At 63.6% G+C, this 17,568-nt stretch carries 14 protein-coding genes and 1 pseudogene; 7 read left to right on the forward strand and 8 right to left on the reverse strand.

The features are described from left to right. The first annotated feature begins 124 nt into the window (after nucleotides 1–124). Both KEG57_RS35970 and KEG57_RS55810 read left to right on the forward strand, forming a co-directional pair. On the forward strand, nucleotides 125–571 hold the full coding sequence (locus tag KEG57_RS35970) for a hypothetical protein (RefSeq protein ID WP_272459287.1): 447 nt from the start codon (nucleotides 125–127) through the stop codon (nucleotides 569–571). Between the two features lie 188 nt (nucleotides 572–759). Next, a complete protein-coding gene (locus tag KEG57_RS55810; RefSeq protein ID WP_272459288.1) occupies nucleotides 760–2,388 on the forward strand; it encodes an SNIPE associated domain-containing protein in 1,629 nt (542 codons plus the stop codon). Nucleotides 2,389–2,659: 271 nt separating this feature from the next. Here the strand turns inward: KEG57_RS55810 and KEG57_RS56200 are convergent. Further along, nucleotides 2,660–2,944, reverse strand: a pseudogene (locus tag KEG57_RS56200) (AAA family ATPase); the annotation flags it as partial. Between the two features lie 187 nt (nucleotides 2,945–3,131). Between KEG57_RS56200 and KEG57_RS35980 the strand changes: the two are divergent. Beyond that, nucleotides 3,132–3,809 carry a hypothetical protein gene (locus tag KEG57_RS35980; protein WP_272459289.1) on the forward strand — a complete coding sequence of 226 codons (678 nt, stop codon included), beginning with the start codon at nucleotides 3,132–3,134 and terminating at the stop codon, nucleotides 3,807–3,809. Between the two features lie 38 nt (nucleotides 3,810–3,847). On the opposite strand, the gene KEG57_RS35985 is transcribed toward KEG57_RS35980, so the two are convergent. The 3 genes from KEG57_RS35985 to KEG57_RS35995 all read right to left on the reverse strand — a co-directional run bounded on the left by KEG57_RS35985 (nucleotide 3,848) and on the right by KEG57_RS35995 (nucleotide 8,837). Beyond that, nucleotides 3,848–7,732 (reverse strand): DEAD/DEAH box helicase, encoded by a 3,885-nt coding sequence (locus KEG57_RS35985; protein ID WP_272459290.1) that lies wholly within the window; start codon nucleotides 7,730–7,732, stop codon nucleotides 3,848–3,850. 91 nt (nucleotides 7,733–7,823) lie between these two features. Then, complete coding sequence (locus KEG57_RS35990; protein WP_272459291.1) at nucleotides 7,824–8,564, reverse strand: helix-turn-helix domain-containing protein; 741 nt, start codon at nucleotides 8,562–8,564, stop codon at nucleotides 7,824–7,826. A gap of 3 nt (nucleotides 8,565–8,567) precedes the next feature. After that, nucleotides 8,568–8,837 carry a hypothetical protein gene (locus KEG57_RS35995; RefSeq protein ID WP_272459292.1) on the reverse strand — a complete coding sequence of 90 codons (270 nt, stop codon included), beginning with the start codon at nucleotides 8,835–8,837 and terminating at the stop codon, nucleotides 8,568–8,570. Between KEG57_RS35995 and KEG57_RS36000 the strand changes: the two genes are divergently transcribed. From KEG57_RS36000 to KEG57_RS36010, 3 genes are read left to right on the forward strand one after another with little or no spacing between them, the layout of a single operon-like run. Further along, a complete protein-coding gene (locus KEG57_RS36000; RefSeq protein WP_272459293.1) occupies nucleotides 8,836–9,228 on the forward strand; it encodes an ADP-ribosylation/crystallin J1 in 393 nt (130 codons plus the stop codon). The two genes, KEG57_RS35995 and KEG57_RS36000, sit on opposite strands and share 2 nt — an antisense overlap. Then, on the forward strand, nucleotides 9,225–10,109 hold the full coding sequence (locus KEG57_RS36005) for a hypothetical protein (RefSeq protein ID WP_272459294.1): 885 nt from the start codon (nucleotides 9,225–9,227) through the stop codon (nucleotides 10,107–10,109). Before KEG57_RS36000 ends, KEG57_RS36005 begins: the two co-directional genes overlap by 4 nt. Nucleotides 10,110–10,143: 34 nt before the next feature. Then, the gene (locus tag KEG57_RS36010; protein WP_272459295.1) at nucleotides 10,144–10,992 is read left to right on the forward strand and encodes an RNA-binding protein; all 849 of its coding nucleotides are present in this window, start codon (nucleotides 10,144–10,146) and stop codon (nucleotides 10,990–10,992) included. A gap of 99 nt (nucleotides 10,993–11,091) precedes the next feature. Here KEG57_RS36010 and KEG57_RS36015 read toward each other — a convergent pair whose 3' ends face one another. Continuing rightward, a complete protein-coding gene (locus tag KEG57_RS36015) occupies nucleotides 11,092–12,108 on the reverse strand; it encodes a restriction endonuclease (protein ID WP_272459296.1) in 1,017 nt (338 codons plus the stop codon). A 170-nt stretch (nucleotides 12,109–12,278) separates the two neighbouring features. Between KEG57_RS36015 and KEG57_RS36020 the strand changes: the two genes are divergently transcribed. After that, nucleotides 12,279–13,661 (forward strand): SNIPE associated domain-containing protein, encoded by a 1,383-nt coding sequence (locus KEG57_RS36020; protein ID WP_272459297.1) that lies wholly within the window; start codon nucleotides 12,279–12,281, stop codon nucleotides 13,659–13,661. 27 nt (nucleotides 13,662–13,688) lie between these two features. On the opposite strand, the gene KEG57_RS36025 is transcribed toward KEG57_RS36020, so the two are convergent. Genes KEG57_RS36025 through KEG57_RS36035 form a run of 3 tightly spaced genes read right to left on the reverse strand, consistent with a single transcriptional unit; the run spans nucleotide 13,689 to nucleotide 17,192 of the window. Continuing rightward, nucleotides 13,689–15,572, reverse strand: coding sequence for a DUF3732 domain-containing protein (locus tag KEG57_RS36025; protein WP_272459298.1), 1,884 nt, complete (start codon nucleotides 15,570–15,572; stop codon nucleotides 13,689–13,691). Beyond that, nucleotides 15,569–16,123 carry a three component ABC system middle component gene (locus KEG57_RS36030; RefSeq protein ID WP_272459299.1) on the reverse strand — a complete coding sequence of 185 codons (555 nt, stop codon included), beginning with the start codon at nucleotides 16,121–16,123 and terminating at the stop codon, nucleotides 15,569–15,571. Before KEG57_RS36030 ends, KEG57_RS36025 begins: the two co-directional genes overlap by 4 nt. After that, the gene (locus tag KEG57_RS36035) at nucleotides 16,116–17,192 is read right to left on the reverse strand and encodes an ABC-three component system protein (protein ID WP_272459301.1); all 1,077 of its coding nucleotides are present in this window, start codon (nucleotides 17,190–17,192) and stop codon (nucleotides 16,116–16,118) included. Before KEG57_RS36035 ends, KEG57_RS36030 begins: the two co-directional genes overlap by 8 nt. Nucleotides 17,193–17,568: the final 376 nt, after the last annotated feature.

Genomic DNA, 17,568 nt, shown 5'->3' on the forward strand with positions numbered 1-17,568 from the left:
GGGTCTGCTGACGCTCGCACGCTCATACGGGCAAAGGCGGCTCGCGCCCGTACTTCGAGTGTCGCCTCGTCGGGGTGGCTGTTGGCAGCGGCCGCATCATGTCCGGTAGGCTTGAGGGGAGTCGATGGGACGCAAGTTCTACTTCTGGACGATCGTAGTGCCGCTCCTCGTTCTCGCGTGGATCGGCTGGGGCGCGTACCGCGACATCACCGAGGAGAGCAACAAGAAGGCTCGTACACGCCAGCATCGCGACCGCGTTGTACTGGACGAACTCGTGAGACTCGACGCCGCGTTCAAGGCCCACCCTCCCAAGACGCTCGCCGAGGCCACCCAGATTGTCGGCAGCAACGGCTGGTGCGGTCGGTTCAAAGCGTTCAACGAGTTCCCCACGGCCACCTGGAGCTTCCGCTCCGACATCCCGGAGGGCGACACGCGCGCGTGGCCAAGGGGGAGCGAGTACGTGTGGGGCGAGGCTGTCCGGGCAAGCGTTGAATCGTGCGACAGCACCGCGAAGATCCGAGCGTTGAGCGTAGCGCCGCCGGAGAGCGTCCGACTCCCAGGTGCTCCGTGAGAGTGGCTTGCATGGCGCGCGGTTAGCAACAGGGGCACGCCCGTCTGGACTGCGTGCGTGACACGTCGGAGGGCGGGCCACGAGGTCATGCGGGCTGTGGACGGAGGAGACCACGTTCGTCTTACGAGCCCCTGATCGGTCCGTTATGCTGCTAGTGCGGCACATCGTCGGCCGCGGAGGGGAGCCCCGTGGAGATTCTTCTCGTTGTCCTCCTGCTCGGCGCGCTCGCGGCCGTAGGGTTCTTCGCGTCGAAGGCGAAGAAGGCCGACGACGCGCTTCGACAAGCGAACCAGGCGAAGGCCGGTCTCGACAAACAGATCGCGAGCCTGCAGAAGCAGGTGAAGCGCCTGAGCCGCTACGAGACGGTCATCGATGCGGAAGAAGCTGCAGCTGCCATCCGCACGAAGGCAGAGACGTGGGCAGCGGAGGCACGAGCGCAAGCCGAAGCGGCGGCGACGCAGATGAAGACCGAAGCTCGGCGCGAGGCGGATCGCCTCGTCGCAGAAGCAAAGACGACCAACGCGCAGGCACGTTCGTCAGCGCAAGCAACCGCGGCGCAGGCGTCGGCCGATGCTACCTGCATCATCGCCGAGGCGAACCGGCGCGCAGAGGAGATCGCTGCCGGCGCCCTCGAGGCCATGCGCGACTCGAAGCGCCTCGAGCAGACCGTGCAGGCGATGAAGAACCTCATCGAGGGGTACGGCGACCGCTACGTGATGCCCACGGCTGGACTGCTCGATTATCTCGCCGAGGAGTTCGGGTTCGCGGAGGCCGGGCAGCGTCTCAAGGCAGCGCGCGAGAAGGTCCGCAACATGATCAAGCAGGGCACGGCCGCGACCTGCGACTACGTGGAGGCGAACCGGCGCACGACCGCCATCGAGTTCGTGCTCGACGCCTTCAACGGCAAGACCGACGCGATCCTCGCCGACGTGAGGCACGACAACCACGGCACCCTGCAGCAGAAAATCCGCGACGCGTTCACGCTCGTGAACCACAACGGCCGCGCGTTCCGCGATGCCCGGATCCAGCCCGAGTACTTGGAGGCGCGGCTCGAGGAGCTGCGCTGGGCCGTCGTCGCGCAAGATCTGAAGCTCAAGGAGCGTGAAGAGCAGCGGCTCATCAAGGAGCGGATCCGCGAGGAAGAGCGAGCGCAGCGTGAGTTCGAAAAGGCGTTGAAGGAGGCCGAGAAGGAGCAGGAGACGATCCGTAAGGCGATGGAGAAGGCGCGGCGTGACGTCGACAAGGCGAGCGCGGAAGAACGCGCGAAGTACGAGGAGAAGCTGCGCGAGCTGTCCGAGAAGCTCCGCGTCGCCGAGGAGAAGAACAAGCGCGCGATGTCGATGGCCCAGCAGACGAAGAGCGGCTACGTCTACGTGATCTCGAACATCGGCTCGTTCGGGGAGAACGTCTACAAGATCGGCATGACCCGACGTCTCGAGCCGCTCGACCGTGTCCGGGAGCTCGGCGATGCGAGCGTGCCGTTCGAGTTCGACGTGCACGCGTTGATCCCGAGCGAGGATGCACCTGCCCTCGAGCACGCGCTCCACCAGCGTTTTGTCCGGAGCCAGGTGAACAAGGTGAACCCGCGGAAGGAGTTCTTCCGCGTGGCGTTGCACGACATCCGCCAGGAGCTCGAGCAGATGAAGGTGGAAGGGACGTGGACGATCGCAGCGGAGGCGCGGGAGTTCCGCGAGACACAGGCGATCGAGCGGGCGATGGCGGAGAAACGGTTCGATGAAAAGGCGTGGCTCGAGATGCAGGCGAAGGCGGAAGCAGCGTCGGCAGGCGAACGGGAGCTCGTCGAGGCCACGGCGTAGCAGGCCCGTGGGGTCGCCGGACGCCACAGCCGAACCCGCGTCCAGCAGCACAGCGCATCCATGTTTTGCTCAACGCAGACCTCGGAGTTGCCAGCAAAGCCCGAGGAGTGGCCTCCCTCGGCCGCTTCGCGAGCAGCATCCACCGCGCTAGTTGATGAGCGCGAGCGGGCTGGTCAGAATGACTCCGTCGGCCTTGAAGATCTCGTCGAGGAAGGCGATGTGTGCGCAGGGCAAGTAGCCCTCGGTGAGCCGACGACGGTCCTCCTCCTAAGAGCCCCGGGATGCTGACCGGCCCGAAGAGCTCGTCGGGGTGGGTGAACTTCGAGAGGAGGTACTCGAAGAACATCGCGTCGTGCAGGCTCACACACATCGCTCGGGCGAGGAGGCTCTTCGCCGCTGCCAGCGGCCCGAGGAGTAGCACGTGATGCCCGGGCAGGATCGCGAGGAGCGCGACCCGGATCTGGGCCGCGCGCTCAACAAATGAACGCGAGTTCCGGCTCTGTGCTGTCACCTGGAGTCGGCATCGTGAGGGCGCTGGAGCCCACCCGCGCAGCATAGCGGCACCCCGACGGGGCGGTGTCGAGGGACACGACGTGAGGTCGGTAGCTCAGCTCTTCTCACGGCAGCGGCTCCGCCCCTTGGCCCGGTGCGCGGCTTCGGGCCGGACCAACCATCGAACCGTCCGCGAGCTTCGGCTCCTTCGAGTTGAAGGGATGCGGACCCTGAAGTAGCGTCCACGCTCTATGTCCAACGAGAGCAACGAATTGAACGCAATTCATCCTCTTGCAGATAGTGTTTTGGGCGTCCTGCGGGACGTTGCTTGGAATGCCCTCGTTGAACGATTCGAGGAACCGTTCACGATCACAGGAGATCCGCCAGGCTTGGTGCAGCGTCGGCTCGACGAAGCGCTACAGTATGCGCTGCAATCGGGCGGCCAGGCTTTGCTGAGCGATGAAGACGAGGTGAACCACCTAGAGCTCCTCCTCGCCTTCGCGCGGCTCGTGGAGTCGTCCGCCCATGAATATGCAGTAGTGGCGCTGACGGCTCCTGGAAGAACCGAGCCCCTGGTGTCTGTGTTCGCTACGAAAGGCGGCACCAATCAAGTCGCTGTGCCGAAAAAGGCGCTCGCGCAACTGAACGTGAGGCTCGTTCAAAAGCAAACATCGAAGGCGGTGTTCGTACACAATCATCCGGATGGAATCTTGCACGACATCTTCGGCGCCGCGGTTCTCGGCCCGTCTGCCCAAGATCGGCAGATGCTTTCTCGCGCATACCAACACTGGTTCGCAACCGATGGGTACGTGCGGTCCGAGTTTTATTTGGTCGAGGGTGGGACTTTCCGAAAGTTTATCCTCCCCTCCGCCAGCGAGGTCTGGGACCTAGCCAAACGCCTCGGCCTCGTAACGACCAGCGCCCGATAGCGTAAAGCAGGACGTAATCGCGGGCCGTTTCGTATCGCTCACCTGACATCGCGCCCCCAGACCCAACCATTCGCCTTCGTATCGCCCACCGTGTATCCGCCCGTTCTCCTGAGGGCCCCGTCGATCGGCGACCTCTCGAAGAGCATGCCGTCGTCAGTTGTGCCGAAACCACCAGCCCTCACATGCACAGCCAATAGACGACCACTCGGCGAGGCGATTGCCGCCGCCCATTGGGGCGTTTTCATCCGATAAAACCCGTCCCGCTTGAGCCACTCCACCACATCGGGCGCGTCATATCCCTGCCGAGGGTCGTCGAGGACGCGCCGGAGCGCATCAAGCTCACCGTTCGTGTTCAGCGCGGTCCTCGCTACTCTGAGCCCCGTTCGCTGGCACCTAGCTGTTTCTTGCGGGAGCACGCCAACCTCGAGCCACGGGCAGGTGTAGACCTCTTCCGGCGCCATCGGTGCGTTCGAGATCGCCGACCGCACGTCGCTACCGGGGAGCATGTAGCGGGTGCTCTTCTCCGCCGCGCTCTTCACCATCAAGCTGGGCAGCGCGCGCCGGCCCGTCACTGCACAGACCCTGACCTCCTGCGGGAGTACGCGCTTCCCGCTCAGCACGCAGGTGACGAGTTCGCTGTCAAGCGCCCGCTTATTGCTTACCGCGGACGTTACCAGGAGAGCCTTATCCACCACCTTTTGGGAGGCGTCGGACGTGGCGACCTCGTCGCAGAGCAACACCTTGCCGGTTACAGCGCACTTTGCTCCTTCAGTGGCTGCGCCTATTCGGTGCGGCGGCTTTTCTGACCTGATGATCGAGTCGTTCCGGAACCACCGCCCACTCACGTCGGAGAGCACCCGCTCCGACGCAAGGACATGTTGGCCCGACACTTCGCACCGCTCCAGTTCGGACACGTGCCCTACGTTGCCGGACACGACCGACGCGGCCTGCTGGTCCATACGCAGCTTGCGGCCGGAAACCTGGCTCTCAACCAGCTCATTCACGAGGACTTTTGCGCCCGTGAAGTCGCACGTCGCGACCTCGGACGGCAGCCCCTTCTTCGCCGACATCTCCGAAGCGACGAGGAGCTCCGGCTCGGCCAAGGCGCCCGACACGGCAGACCGCTCCATCTCGCTCACGAGGAGGCGCTGGCCGGTAATCGCGCTACGCTCGAGGTGCTTCGGCAGGGCCCGCTTCCCGGAGCGCTCGGACGGCTCCAGCAGGTGGCGGAGTACCCGCTTCTTGGACGCGCAGCACGTCTCCAACCAGGATGCGGGCACGCGGCGCATGCTCTGCTCGCACGTATCCAGCGTAGGCCCGGAGAGGATCTGCGAGGTTGCCGGAACCACGTCGAACTCCGTCTCGTAGGGCACTGCGTCGAGCTCGGCGGTGATGTGAATCCGTACGACCTCGTATCGATGACCGCGCACGCCGATGACACTCGCTTGCAGAACCGGCGTGAACGCCTCCTCCACCACCCGTGCTGCTGCCGTGCTCCCTTGCTGGGCGCGCTTCAGCTCCTCCGTGCGCCGCTCTCCGTAGAACCGACAGAATTCGCGGACGCGGGCGTCGTTTCCCACGGCTGCCTCGATGACCCGAGCGGCACCATCGAAAAGGTTGCTCACATAGGCGTGCTCGGCGAGCAGCGTGTGCGCCGGTTGCTCGGCGGGGATCTTTTCGTGTCCTTCCAGGCGCAAGTCGACCGAGAGGATGGTCTCGTACTCATCGTGCGCGACAACAGCCTGGGCCTCGCAGTCCACCTCGCCCTGGAACACCTCGCGGACGTCCATGCGCTGCAGGTCACGTAGAACCACACCAGGGAACTCAGCGCACCAGCGCTCGGCGACCGCACGCAGATCCCGATCGGTCGCTCCGCGCAGATCGTGGACGAGCGCGCCATCGCGGTTTGCCCAGCGCTCCACGAGCAGCTCGAACGCCGCTTCTCCGGGCGCGTACACCGTGATGTTGCGCGGGGCTCCGCCGTCGGACGCTGCGCCGATGATCGCCTGGAACGGCTGGCCCTTCTGCGGCACCACGCGGAAGGCCCCGTCATCGGAGCGCGTTACGGCGGCCCCCTCTTCCGCGAGGGCTGCGAGCACGAACTCCTCGAGCGTCATACTCGGCTCTCGAACGGGTAAATCCGGCGCAGTGGGACCGCTCGTGTGGAGTTCGTCGAGCCCGTCGAGCTGTTTTTCGATCTTGCTTTGGTTCCGGTCCCGTAGCCGCTTCGCCTCGTCGATGCTCGCCTCTTCACGACGCACGGCCTCGTCCATGCTCTTCCCCTGGAGGCTCTTGACGACGAGCTTGCGTATCATGTCCTGGAAGGACTCGCCTGCATCGTCGCCCCTCGACGCGCCGGGTGATTCGAGGATGGCGTCGATCTCGCCAATGGTGTCCCCAATCATCTGCAACTTCTGGGCGAGGCGAGCGACGACGTGCTCTTCCACGGACTTGACGACGACGAGGTTCAGGACCGTGACCGACTCATACTTGGAACCGAGGCGCTGCACGCGCCCGATGCGTTGCTCCAGGACCATCGGGTTCCAGGGCAGATCGTAATTCACGAGCACGTTCGCTGCCTGCAGGTTGACGCCCTCTGCGCCCGCCTCCGTCGACACGAGGACGTGCACCTCGGGCGTTTCTTTCGTGAATCGTTCGATTGCCTCCTGGTTGGCGCGCCCGCCTCCTCCGCGGATGAAGCCGTGGGAGACATTCCGCCCCTTCAAGAACGCACCTATGGCGTCCTGCGTCTCTCGGCGCAGGGTGAAGATCACGAGCCGGAAGTCGTTGGGCCGCGCCTTCTCGAGTTCGTCGATGATGCTGCCCAAGCCCAGCATCTTCGCGACAGGCCGACCCTCGTCCACGAACTGCTCGACCGCCTTCAGACACTCGTCGAGGCAGGGCGACGTGCTCACCATGTTTGCGAGCTGCGCTCTGAGCGCCTGTGGGCTGCTCATGAGTGCTTGTGCAAGGTGAATTTGCGAAAGTTTGCCGAGATCATTCATGTGATGCCCAAGCATGCGGCTGAGATCCCGCTCTGCCTGGGAAGCATCCACGAGGTGGAGTTTTACCTCCCGCTTCGGGAATGAGAGATCCGCATCGGCCCGGCGTGTCCGCGCGATGTAGCGCCGCACATGCCCGCGAAACTCGCGGAGCATACCAGGGTGAACCTCGAGCGCCTTCTGGCGCGGGCCCTTGATGTATTTCTTCGCGAACTGGTCCGGCGTGCCGAGCGGGTGGCGGTGCCCCTTGGCAACCGTAAGGCAGTCGATAAGCGAGTACAGGTCCCAGAGGCGGTTTTGGATGGGCGTTGCCGTGAGAAGCAGCACGAACTTGAACCGACGCTGCTCCAGCGCCTGACGAATGCGGGTCGCCAGCAGCGGGGGTTCATCGGAGCCGTGTAGCCTTCGGAGCCGGTGCGCCTCGTCGAGGATGAGCATCTGGATGCCGGCGTTGCCGATCGCCTCGAGATGATCACGTACGGTCTCGTACGTCGTGACGACCACGCCTCGGTCCACCCTAATGACTTCGCGGATCTCCTTGCCCATCGCGGTTACGACGGGCAGCTTGAATTTGTCGACGAGCTCCCGCTCCCACTGGGCCACGAGAATGCGCGGGCAGATGACAAGTGCCTTGCGGACTTTCTTGCGCAAGACAAGCTCGGTGAGAATGAGGCCGGCGCTGACGGTCTTGCCGAGGCCGACATCATCGGCAAGAAGAGCTACAGGAGCAAGGCGACAGAAAGTGAGCAGGTTCTTGACCTGGTGTGCGTAGGGTTTGACCGTGATCTGCTCGCGAGAAAGGATGTCGTCCTCGCCGCGAATCAGGATGGGGCGGTCGAGCTGCCATTCGCAAGCGGCGCGGTGAAGCGCGAAGGCGCGCGGCGAGTGTGCAGCAGAGAGGGTGGCATCGGCAAAGGACATGGGATTCGGCGGGGCCATACGATCTCTGAAGGTAGAATTGATGGGGTGGGCAAAAAAGGGCTTATCGGGCCTCGAGGTTCTCCCGTCGACGTCAACCTCGGCCACGAGCGCGACGCTTGGTGCCGACCTCGCTGGCTTGGCTGTCCTTCCCGGTCGCCTTGCCATCGTCCGAGTCGCCACCCAGGTAGCTCGCGACCGACACAGCCGCGGCCACGCCTGCGAGAATCGCCGCCACTCTGCTCGTCGTGCGTCCGGACTCGACGGCAGCCCCCAACTCTCGCACCTGTGCTCGTAGCGCGACCACGTCGGCGACGGCCTTTTCAAGTCCCTCGCAGTAACGCCGCGCGTCCTGCTCGTGATGAAGAGCCTCGCGCCGCGCCCGGTCACGTTCCTCTTCGATCAAGCCACACTTCCGCTCGGACTCCTCGAGCTGGTCGGTGAGCTTTCGGGCGCGAATCTGCTCCTGTGCGCAACGTTCGTTGAGCTCTCGAACCTGTGCCGCCAGATCATTGGCCTTGCGCTCAAAGTCAACGACTTGGCGGACAGCCGCCTCGTAGTCACGGCGGGAAACGATATCCTGCGCTTCTTTCACGCGTTTTTCGGCGTCCGTGCCAGCGACGAGCTGAGCAACCTCCTCGCCGAGGACGGGAGCAATCTCATGAAGCGTCTCGGGGGTCGGGTTGCGCTCCCCCTTGAGGATACGCGTTATCGTGGAGCGCGAGACGCCCACCTTCTCGGCCAGCCAGGCCGGGGTCTGTTCCAGCTCGTCGAGCCGGGTCTGGATGCGTTCCCGGATCGGAATGGTGGCGCCGTTCTGGTAGTCGTCGGTCACGCGCTACATGATGTGCATCCGACGGCAACGACGCAAGAGCACGTGCCGTTGCCATCCTGTTGCCAGGGCAACGGCGACCGACCGACCTGGCACCTCGGGCAGGTAGTCGCACTCATGGCTGACGCCGACCACGCGGTCACCGAGGGCGAGAGCGAAGCAGATCTCGGTTTTGCTGGGGAGCCGGTAGACGATGCCCGCCGGCAGGAACATCACGGGGCCGCCCGTGAGTTTAGGTCGCCCGCGCGCCCAGGGAAGCCGTACGCTGGCGGCCATGGCGCCCGCCACCCCCACGACGATGCTCTACCGGCCGGTCGGCCAAGCTGAGCTTGACCTCATCGCGGCGAGCGGCTTCCGCCGCTTCCCGCCGCGCCTGCCCGAGCAGCCGATCTTCTACCCGGTCTGCAACGAGGAGTACGCCGTGCAGATCGCAGCCCGGTGGAACACCGCCGATGGCAATGTGGGCTATGTTACGCGGTTCGCCGTGCGCTCGGACTTCCTGGCGAAGTACGACGTGCACATCGTCGGGTCGCGCGTCCACGCCGAGTACTGGATTCCGGCCGAGGAGCTGGAGGCGTTCAACGACGCGATCGTGGGCGCGATTGAGGTGATCAGCGAACACAGGGCCGAGGCGCATGGCCCAAAGAAAGAGACGGTCGAGCAGTGAGCATCGGCCATCTCGCCGACGCCGGCCTCCCCTTCAACCGCAAGGAGCGGTACTTCACCGGCACCGTGCTGCCGATGCTCGTGTGCGCCGACAACTTCGCGCACTTTGACCGCCTCACGGAGCTGGCCGGGCTCGGCCGGATCAAGGTCGACGCGACGCCCGCATCGACAAACGTGCAGTTCTTCACCGAGTACGGCTTCGCCGAGTCGCTGGTCGGAGCGGCGAAGAAGCGGTTCCGAGGCGCCCCCACGAGCAGAGAGACGCCCGACGTCATGATCTACGTCGCCGGATCCGAGCCGGCGCTGCTTGCCATCGAGGCAAAGATGTACGACCGGCCCTCGGCCACCGAGCTGAAGATCCAGCTTGCCGCGCAGAAGAGGCAGGTGGACTACCTGGCGTCTCAGCTCGGGCTCGAGGCGTCGCAGGTCGCCCACGTCGCGCTGCTGCCTGCGCGCCTTGCAGGCGAGGTCGGCACTCTCCCCGGCCGGATAGTTACCTGGGAGCAGATCCGCGACACCTTCGCGGACGTGGCCCCGCCGTACTTCGTGGAGGTGCTGCGCGTCGCACTGGAGCGCTACGACGCTCTCGCAGCGGCGAGGGTGATGACCTTTGGCGCAAACGCCGAGGTCAAGCTGACCGGCACCGAGATTCATCAGCGCCATCATGAGGGGACGCTCTCGCTCGGCTGGATGGGGCGCGCAGGCGGTCTCCATGGCATGAAGCTGGCGAAGGATCTCGTCACCGGCGGGTGGCGCAAGCAGCGCTACGAGTGTAGTTCTGAAGCCGCGGGCAAACCGAATTGGTTTACGGTGGCGGAGTTCGTGGCCAAGGTGGACGCGCTCGGATCGCAGCCGACCGGAGGAAGCGCGAGTGCTCCCTGACCAGCTCCCCTCAGCTGCCCCACTTCGGGTTCGCGTGAATGACGAGTTGGTGCTGGATGCGGGCGACTTTGGCCCGGATCGAATGATCCGGCCACCTGCGCGTCCCATGTACCAGCAGATATTCGACTACCTCATGGCGAAACCGGATCCAGTCAAGGTGCCCTCTGGCACGGGAATTGGCAGGGAGGGCGTCGCTGCGACGGCAGTCTGCATTCGGTGGGGCTCGTACTTCGCCGTGCTCGCCGACCGCAGCAAGCCAATGTGGAGCGAAGTCGCTTCACCCGAGACGAGCCGGATCTCCGATGACGAGATGGCGCGGATCAACATCGAAGCCTCCGCCGCTCTCGCTCATTGGGTGGATGTCTTCAGCGCCGATTGGCAGCTCTACGGTCAGCTCGTCAATCGCGCGGTGGTTTACCTGCCCATGCCGAAGAAGACGTCCAAACCGGAACGGGGGCTGGCCTTCGTGCCGCTCGCAGTGCCGGAGATGGCGAAGCAACTTGTCGAGGCGACCGATGCCGAACGTCTCGCCCTGGCTCGCGCTGATGCCAGCCATCACCCCAGCCGCGTATTCGCCAACGCTCTCGTGAACGTCGCCTGGCGCAACGGCCCGATCGAGAACATCCATGCAGGACTTGCGGCAGCATACCCCATTGATCGCTGTCGGGTAACGGCCGCTGAGGAGCGCGAGCTCGTGAGGTTCACGTCCAATCGGATGGCCGCCGGAATGGATGCGTGCCTCCTGCTGCGCAGCGAGCGCCAACGCTTCGAACGCTCCTGGCCGGAGCAGGTGCTTCCTTATCGACTCGCCAGCTTCCTACTCATTACACCAACCGGCTGGACGCTTACCGAGACGTCGCGTGACGTGCGGCTGATGCGTTGAGGGAGACTGCACGGTCGTCCGGCGCCCCGGTGCTCGCCAACGGGTCCGACGCAGCTTACGCCCTATCGTGCGCACACCTTGGACGCATCCGACGGGTTTCTACCGGTCTGGCTCGGGCTCGGCCTCTATGGAGACGAGCTTCGGCAGGTGCTGGATGAAGAGCCGGAGCAGCTCCCGCCGAAGGACGACTCGCACAGGAAGCCCAAGCTCCTTCTGGAGCTTCATGCGCGCTGCCTCGAAGTCCGGCGTGACGCGCTCCGACGTCGAAAGGATCACCCCTGACGTGATCCCCTCGTACGACTGGCACGCCTTCTTGATCTGCTGGAGCGGTCGCGTCCAGTCGGTGTCCCACGACCACATCTTGATTTGCACAGCGACCCGGTGGGGCACCCCGAGAGGATCGCGATACGTGCAGATCGCGTCGGCACCATTCTCGTTCTTGCCCCCCGTGTGCTCGACGTTCCCCTCGCCGTAGAGCGTTTCGAGGAGCCGCACGCAGGGGGCCTCGAACTCGGCCCTCTGAAAGTGGAACTTGAACCGCTCCCAGCCGGCGACCTCGAGCTCCCCAAGGAGCGCTTCAAGCCGATCCCCTTCATCGTTGCCACCCGGACTGGTGGGCTCCTGAAGACCCTTCAGGATCTGCTCGACGTGCTCCCCGAGGTGGTCGATGTTCCAGAGGCGCGACAAGTTGCGCATCGTCTGCCGCAGCCCGGCCGCAACCCCTCTCGCCTGGAAGCCGACGGGGCGCTCCTCCGAGAGCAGCTCGACGGGCAGGATGTGCCCGTAGTCCTTCGGCGCCTTGGGGATCTGGAAGCGGTACGGACCCACCACGCGCACGATTGACCAGTGCCGGTCATTGGGGAGGTGCGCGACGAGGATAACGTCGCCCTTCTGGATGCTGTCGGGCTCGGCTCCGAGCATCCGGCGGTTCCCACGCCAAGCGGCCTGCTGCTCGTCGGTGATGCCCGCGTCCTTCCTCTTGCGGGCGGCGATCGTTTCGAGGTTCTGGTCCTCGCGATAGCCCCAGCCCTGGCGGAGGCGGCCCGCCTTCAGCTCGTTCCAGAGGAAGTCCTTTGCTCCCCGGTGATCGACCCGCATGACCCAGTAGCGCGGCATCTCGCCAACGTACTGCGCCTGCCGCCCTGCCAGGAAGGGCCGCGCGCCAGAGCTTCCGCCTCTGCCGCCTGTGATTCATATGCCCGCTGTTCTGCCGGAGCGTCGGGTTGTAACCTGCGGTCTTCCGCACTTTCTGGGTCGCGACATCGTGGCTGGGTGGGGGGATCCTCATGACCGCGCTCGTCATCCTTCTCGTCGTTGTTCTCGCAGCACTCGCCGTTCTCCTGCAGCGCTTCGGCAAGCTTCAGGCCGATCACAAGGGCCTGTCTCGCGAGCACGAAGCCATCAAGGCGCGCTTCCAAGGCGTCGTCGACGCCGACGCCGAGCGGCAGCGCGTCCTCAACGAGGTCGGGCACATCCGCGCCCAGCACGAGCAGGCGCTACAGCAAACCCAGCGCCAGCACGCCACGGCCGCCACGGACCTGCAGGGCCTCCAGATGCAGGTCAACCGGGTGCGCGCCGAGCTCTCCGCGCTCGACGAGGAGGCGCACCTCCAGTCGTTCGGCTTCTACAAGCCGCGGTACAACTTCTCCTCCTCCGAGCGCTACCAGACGAAGCTCGAGGAGATCCGCGAGCGCCAGAAGCAGATGATCAAGGACAAGAAGGCTGCCACCTGCGCGATCGAGTGGACCGTCAACGGCAGCGTCGCCGAGGGAAAGAAGCAGATCAACCAGACGCTGAAGCTCATGCTGCGCGCCTTCAACGGCGAGTGCGACGCGGCTGTCGCGAAGGTCAAGTACAACAACATCCATGTGATGGAAGCGCGCATCCAGAAGGCTCGCGAGGCCATCAACGGCCTCGCGGAGATCCAGCAGTGCACCATCACGGCCACGTACCTGAAGCTGAAGCTCGACGAGCTCTATCTCGTGCATGAGTACGAGGAGAAGGTTCAGGAGGAGAAGGAAGAGCAGCGACGGATCCGCGAACAGATGCGCGAGGAGGAGCAGGCGCTACGGGAGATCGAGAAGGCCCGCCAGGACGCCGAGAAGGAGGAGAAGCGCTACGCCGACGCACTTCGCAAGGCCCAAGAAGATGCGGCGCGGGCTGATGGCAACAAGCAGCAGAAGCTACTGGCCCAGATCGCGGAGCTCGAGAAGAAGCTCGCGGAGGCGCATACGAACAAGGAGCGCGCGCTCTCACGGGCGCAGCAGACGCGCTCGGGGCACGTCTACATCATCTCGAACATCGGGTCGTTCGGCGAGCAAGTGTATAAGATCGGCATGACCCGCCGGCTCGACCCCATGGACCGGGTGAAGGAGCTCGGCGACGCGTCAGTGCCGTTCGAGTTCGACGTGCACGCGATCATCTACACCGAGGACGCCCCCGCACTCGAGAACACGCTGCACCGCGCGTTCAACCATCGGCGCGTGAATCGCGTGAACGAGAAGAAGGAGTTCTTCAAGGTGAGGATCGAAGAGATCGTCGAACTCGTTCGCAACCACCATAAAGCCGAGGTCGAGATCGTCATGACTGCCGAAGCGGAGGAGTACAGGAAGACGCTCGCGATGGTGGAGCAAGAGCAGCAACCACAGCCGACGTACGCGCTGGCGTGAGGCGTCCCGGGCTGCTACGCGGCGGATTCAATCCTCCTCAATCAGACCGTCCTCCCCGTGCCAATCGTACTTCCGCGCCGCGTGGAAACGGCCGTCTTCCGAGCTGAAGTCGGCGTGGTCGAGGGCGATGATCTGGAGCCGATCCTTGTGACGTTCGGCGACGCGGAAAAGCAAGTCGTAGATCGCTTTGACCGCCTTCCGGTCCGTCTCCTTCTTGTCGCTCTCCGTGGGAAAATACGTTTGGCTTGGTTGATCGATCATCAGTAGGGGCGGCACGAAACTGCCCTCGAGGAATTGCTCGTGCAGGCCGAGCAGGGCGCAGAGGTGGTACATGACGAAGCTCTCCGCTCCTCCTAGGACCGGCAGTGATTCCCTTACGCTACCGTTCACCCGCTGGATGGTAGAGTATGTTGGATCGAAGGCGAGGACACCGTCCCCGAGCTGGAGGCGCTCGAATTCTCCTGCCAGCTTGGTCACCCGCGCACAGAGGCTCTGGGCAACGTCCACTTCGCTACGCTCGGTTGCCGTCTCGTGTATCTTTTTATCGATTTCGTCGATCTGTGCCCGCATTCGTAGCACATCGACCTCAGAGTCAGCTGCACTCTTTGTTGGTGCCCATTCGACGTGTTGCATAATGGCTCCGATGAAGCGCTCTCGCTGAACGCGCTCCTCCGTCAGCGTTGGCGCGATTCCTTGTTGTTGGAGAGCGCGCAGCTGGGTATCGATATCTTGTAACCTTGCGCTCTCCTTCTCGAGCTGCTGGTGCAGCTTCTTCTCCGCAGCGTCGAGCTCGGGAGGTATATTGCGCACGTACGCCAAGTCCTCGTCCAGGCTCGCCCTCAATTCGGCGAGGGTGTCCTCGGTGCTCGGCCCAAGCTTCGATCCACACAAGGGACAAGGTATTTCCTCATGCAATGGAGCCCCAAGGAGATCCACGACCCGAAGTCTAGTCGACTGCTTGTCCAGCGACTGTTGGACATCGCGGGAAGCGCTGCGTAGCCGTGCGATCTGCTTCAGCTCCGACTCGATCCGATTGATTTCTCGGCGTGCGCTTTGCGATTGCGTTTCCAGTTCAGCGAACCGCGTCTGATTGGACGCGCCGCTCTGGAACTCGACAGTCGCTCCTTCCTGCAAGCGCCCAACCTCGACTCTCACGTCATCCATCGATTGGAGGTGCTTGTCCGGGACCACCCCGCCGAAGCTGCCTCTCTGCCAAACGAGCTGCGCCCGCTGCAAAACAGCCTTATGCTCGCGTTCGTATTCCCGACGTCGCTTCTCTGCCGCATCTTTGTCCTTCTGGAGCCGAGCGCGTTGGGCCCGGAGGGCCAGCAACTCGGGACTGATGATGCCTAGCGCGATTTTTACTATTTCCGCCCAGCGCTCCTTGTCGAGCAAGCGGCCGGTTCGGAGAAATAGCTCTTCTGTGGCGATGATGCTCTGCGGCTGAAGGAGCAGGGGAAGAAGATCGCTTGTTTCGACATGCCCGTGTACAACCTCGTCTGTTCCAAAGCGGAAAGCGGGTTGCGGCAAGTTCAGATGCTTCGCGAGCCAGGCACACGCGGTCTTGATCGAGGCATTCGCTTCCACCGAGGGCGGGATGCTCGGGTGCGCGTTCGCGTCGAAGTAGGCTTCATCCGATGCCTGACCGGTGGCCGGGGGAGCCCGACGCCCGATGATCACGGGAACATCGCGTACATACAGGACGAGGAAGAACCATGCCGCGAAATCGCGGACTTTACCGAGCGGGATTCGACATGTGGTCGCGCCGAGACAATACTCGAAGATGTGGAGGATGGCGGACTTCCCCTTGGAGCCGACCCCCGTGATGATGTTGACGCCGGGACCAAATTCAATCCGCCGCAGTTTTCCATTGCGTCCCAGGATGACGATTTCTTTGAGGAACGGCTTCATAGGTCGGTTTCAACCTCGGATGTCGTCGGCAGATGACCGCGCCCTTCATTGGTCAGGCCCCAGGCCGGTCGCACGCAAAGCACGTCGCACATGAACGCAACCGTCATGTGTCCGATCCAGTTTCCGAGCATCAGACATGCCTGCACCCGGCTTTCGTCATCAGGGGAAAAAACCTCCCGGAGACGTGCTCGCGCCATCTTGATGGTGTCCGTGGCCAAAAGCTCCCTGGTTTCCCGATCGAACAGAAGAGCGCCTCGTCGGAGAGCAACCGCCAGGCCGGCTCGGGTATTGGCGCTGGTCATTGCGACTCGACGGTCGAGCCCGACGAGCACATGCGGGTGGCGATGCACGAATTCCGCTAGGCCACGCGAGGATGACTGCGAGATGCGCTCGACTGTCCTTCGATGAAGAATCATGGGCATCGCCAGATAAACGGAGACCAACGGAAGGCCACACCGTCCCGGGGAGGAGCCTTCGACGAGAGCGGACGCGAGGATGCCGCAAAACCCGGGGTTGAGCAGGCGATCGAATTGGGCAGTTCCGCTACTCATCGCTCGGCTCCGAGTCGGGCGCCGTTACATGTTCATCGTCGCTGAGCGCACCAAACATTTCTTCCCATCGTGGGTGCCAGCCGATACGCGGGGCGTCGGCGAGGCGATGATAGGAGCCGCGGTAGACATACTGGGGTGGCACTTCCCTACCCAGTTCGGGAGGGGGCTTATCCATGAGATCATCGTAAAGCTGTCGGCCGTTCCACTTTTCATCAACCTGCGATCTCCGCTGCGCGACATCTCTATGATTGTGCCGCCAGCGATCGAGAAGTTCATCGTCAAACCGTGCCAGATCCTCACGAAGCACGGTGAGATCGTGCGCCCACTCGGCCCGTTCCCGCTGCTCACGTAGAAAATCGACCAGGGCATCATCAAGCGCCATGGTAGGAAGTTCGATTGACTTCAACTGCTGAACGAAGAGTCGGTCGTGACATGCGGCGCGCTCGTCCTGGCTCACCGCCGCGTTGCCAAATTGATAGACCCGTCCTTCCCCAGCGAATCGATTTCGAATCTTCTCGAGCCTATCGAGCACCTCCCCCGCGTGAATTCGCGCCCCCCGCTTGTTGTCCAATGCCTCCAGCACTGTCAGGTGAAACCAGCCTCCGAACTCCCGGGCCGCCGAGGCGAGGGCGCGTTCGGGAAACACCTTGTCCCATCGAAGCGCGTTTTTGGTCTTCGCCAGGAGTGCCTTTGCGCTTCCCGGCTGCTCGATGCGCATTCTTTCGAGCAGGTGACAAAGACGAGCATCAGGGAGCGCCTTCACGATTTCGATGTCATCGTTGACACTCGTGTCCTCGGAGGAAAGCGGATCTAGGTGCCGGCGAAAGTACTTGAGTCTCGGGCTCGAGCCCTCGATGGAGAGCGCCCTTGGTATATTTCCAACAATCTGCGCGGCTGTTGTAGCGAAAACGAATTCGCGAATACTATCGTCATCCGACACGCTTGCCCAGTTGGCGAGCGTGTTCCAGAATCCTACATTCAGGTCACCTAGAGGTTTGGCTTCATTCTTCACCTGGATGAGGACATTCCCTTCGAGGCCGCTGATACTCACATCGTCTAGGTGCTCCATCCCTAGCTCTTCATCGGGCCGGAGCTCGAGAGCCTTCCGCATCGCGTACAGGATCTGATACGGAATGCCACTCGCCTGGCGTGGAACCACGGACGGTCGGCGGGCGGGCGAGTGAAGAACTGGTGGCGTCACTGGGAGGATCAGCGACCTCGGATCGGCAGGCGTGCTCCGGCCGGAGGATGGCTCGCCCGGGTCCGCCGCAGGAGGTTCGATCGCTGCCGGCGCTGGCCTGGGAGCAAACAGGTCAAGTTGCCCCTCGAGCTTGGCGTCTGGGTTCCGTCTGGTAGCCATGGATGTAATCCCAGTGCAGGCTAGCAGGGGGCGCTGGGACACGGAAGGGTCCTCGGCGCATGCGCATGCGCCGAGATGAAGTGCC

The sequence above is a fragment of the Polyangium jinanense genome (genome assembly GCF_028435365.1).

Excerpts from the sequence above, each read along its gene's own strand:
- KEG57_RS36020 (WP_272459297.1), top strand. The coding sequence starts at position 12,279 with ATGACCGCGCTCGTCATCCTTCTCGTCGTTGTTCTCGCAGCACTCGCC.
- KEG57_RS36025 (WP_272459298.1), bottom strand. The coding sequence starts at position 15,572 with ATGAAGCCGTTCCTCAAAGAAATCGTCATCCTGGGACGCAATGGAAAA.
- KEG57_RS36000 (WP_272459293.1), top strand. The coding sequence starts at position 8,836 with ATGGCGCCCGCCACCCCCACGACGATGCTCTACCGGCCGGTCGGCCAA.
- KEG57_RS36030 (WP_272459299.1), bottom strand. The coding sequence starts at position 16,123 with ATGAGTAGCGGAACTGCCCAATTCGATCGCCTGCTCAACCCCGGGTTT.
- KEG57_RS35970 (WP_272459287.1), top strand. The coding sequence starts at position 125 with ATGGGACGCAAGTTCTACTTCTGGACGATCGTAGTGCCGCTCCTCGTT.
- KEG57_RS36015 (WP_272459296.1), bottom strand. The coding sequence starts at position 12,108 with ATGCCGCGCTACTGGGTCATGCGGGTCGATCACCGGGGAGCAAAGGAC.
- KEG57_RS35985 (WP_272459290.1), bottom strand. The coding sequence starts at position 7,732 with ATGTCCTTTGCCGATGCCACCCTCTCTGCTGCACACTCGCCGCGCGCC.
- KEG57_RS36035 (WP_272459301.1), bottom strand. The coding sequence starts at position 17,192 with ATGGAGCACCTAGACGATGTGAGTATCAGCGGCCTCGAAGGGAATGTC.
- KEG57_RS35980 (WP_272459289.1), top strand. The coding sequence starts at position 3,132 with ATGTCCAACGAGAGCAACGAATTGAACGCAATTCATCCTCTTGCAGAT.
- KEG57_RS35995 (WP_272459292.1), bottom strand. The coding sequence starts at position 8,837 with ATGGCCGCCAGCGTACGGCTTCCCTGGGCGCGCGGGCGACCTAAACTC.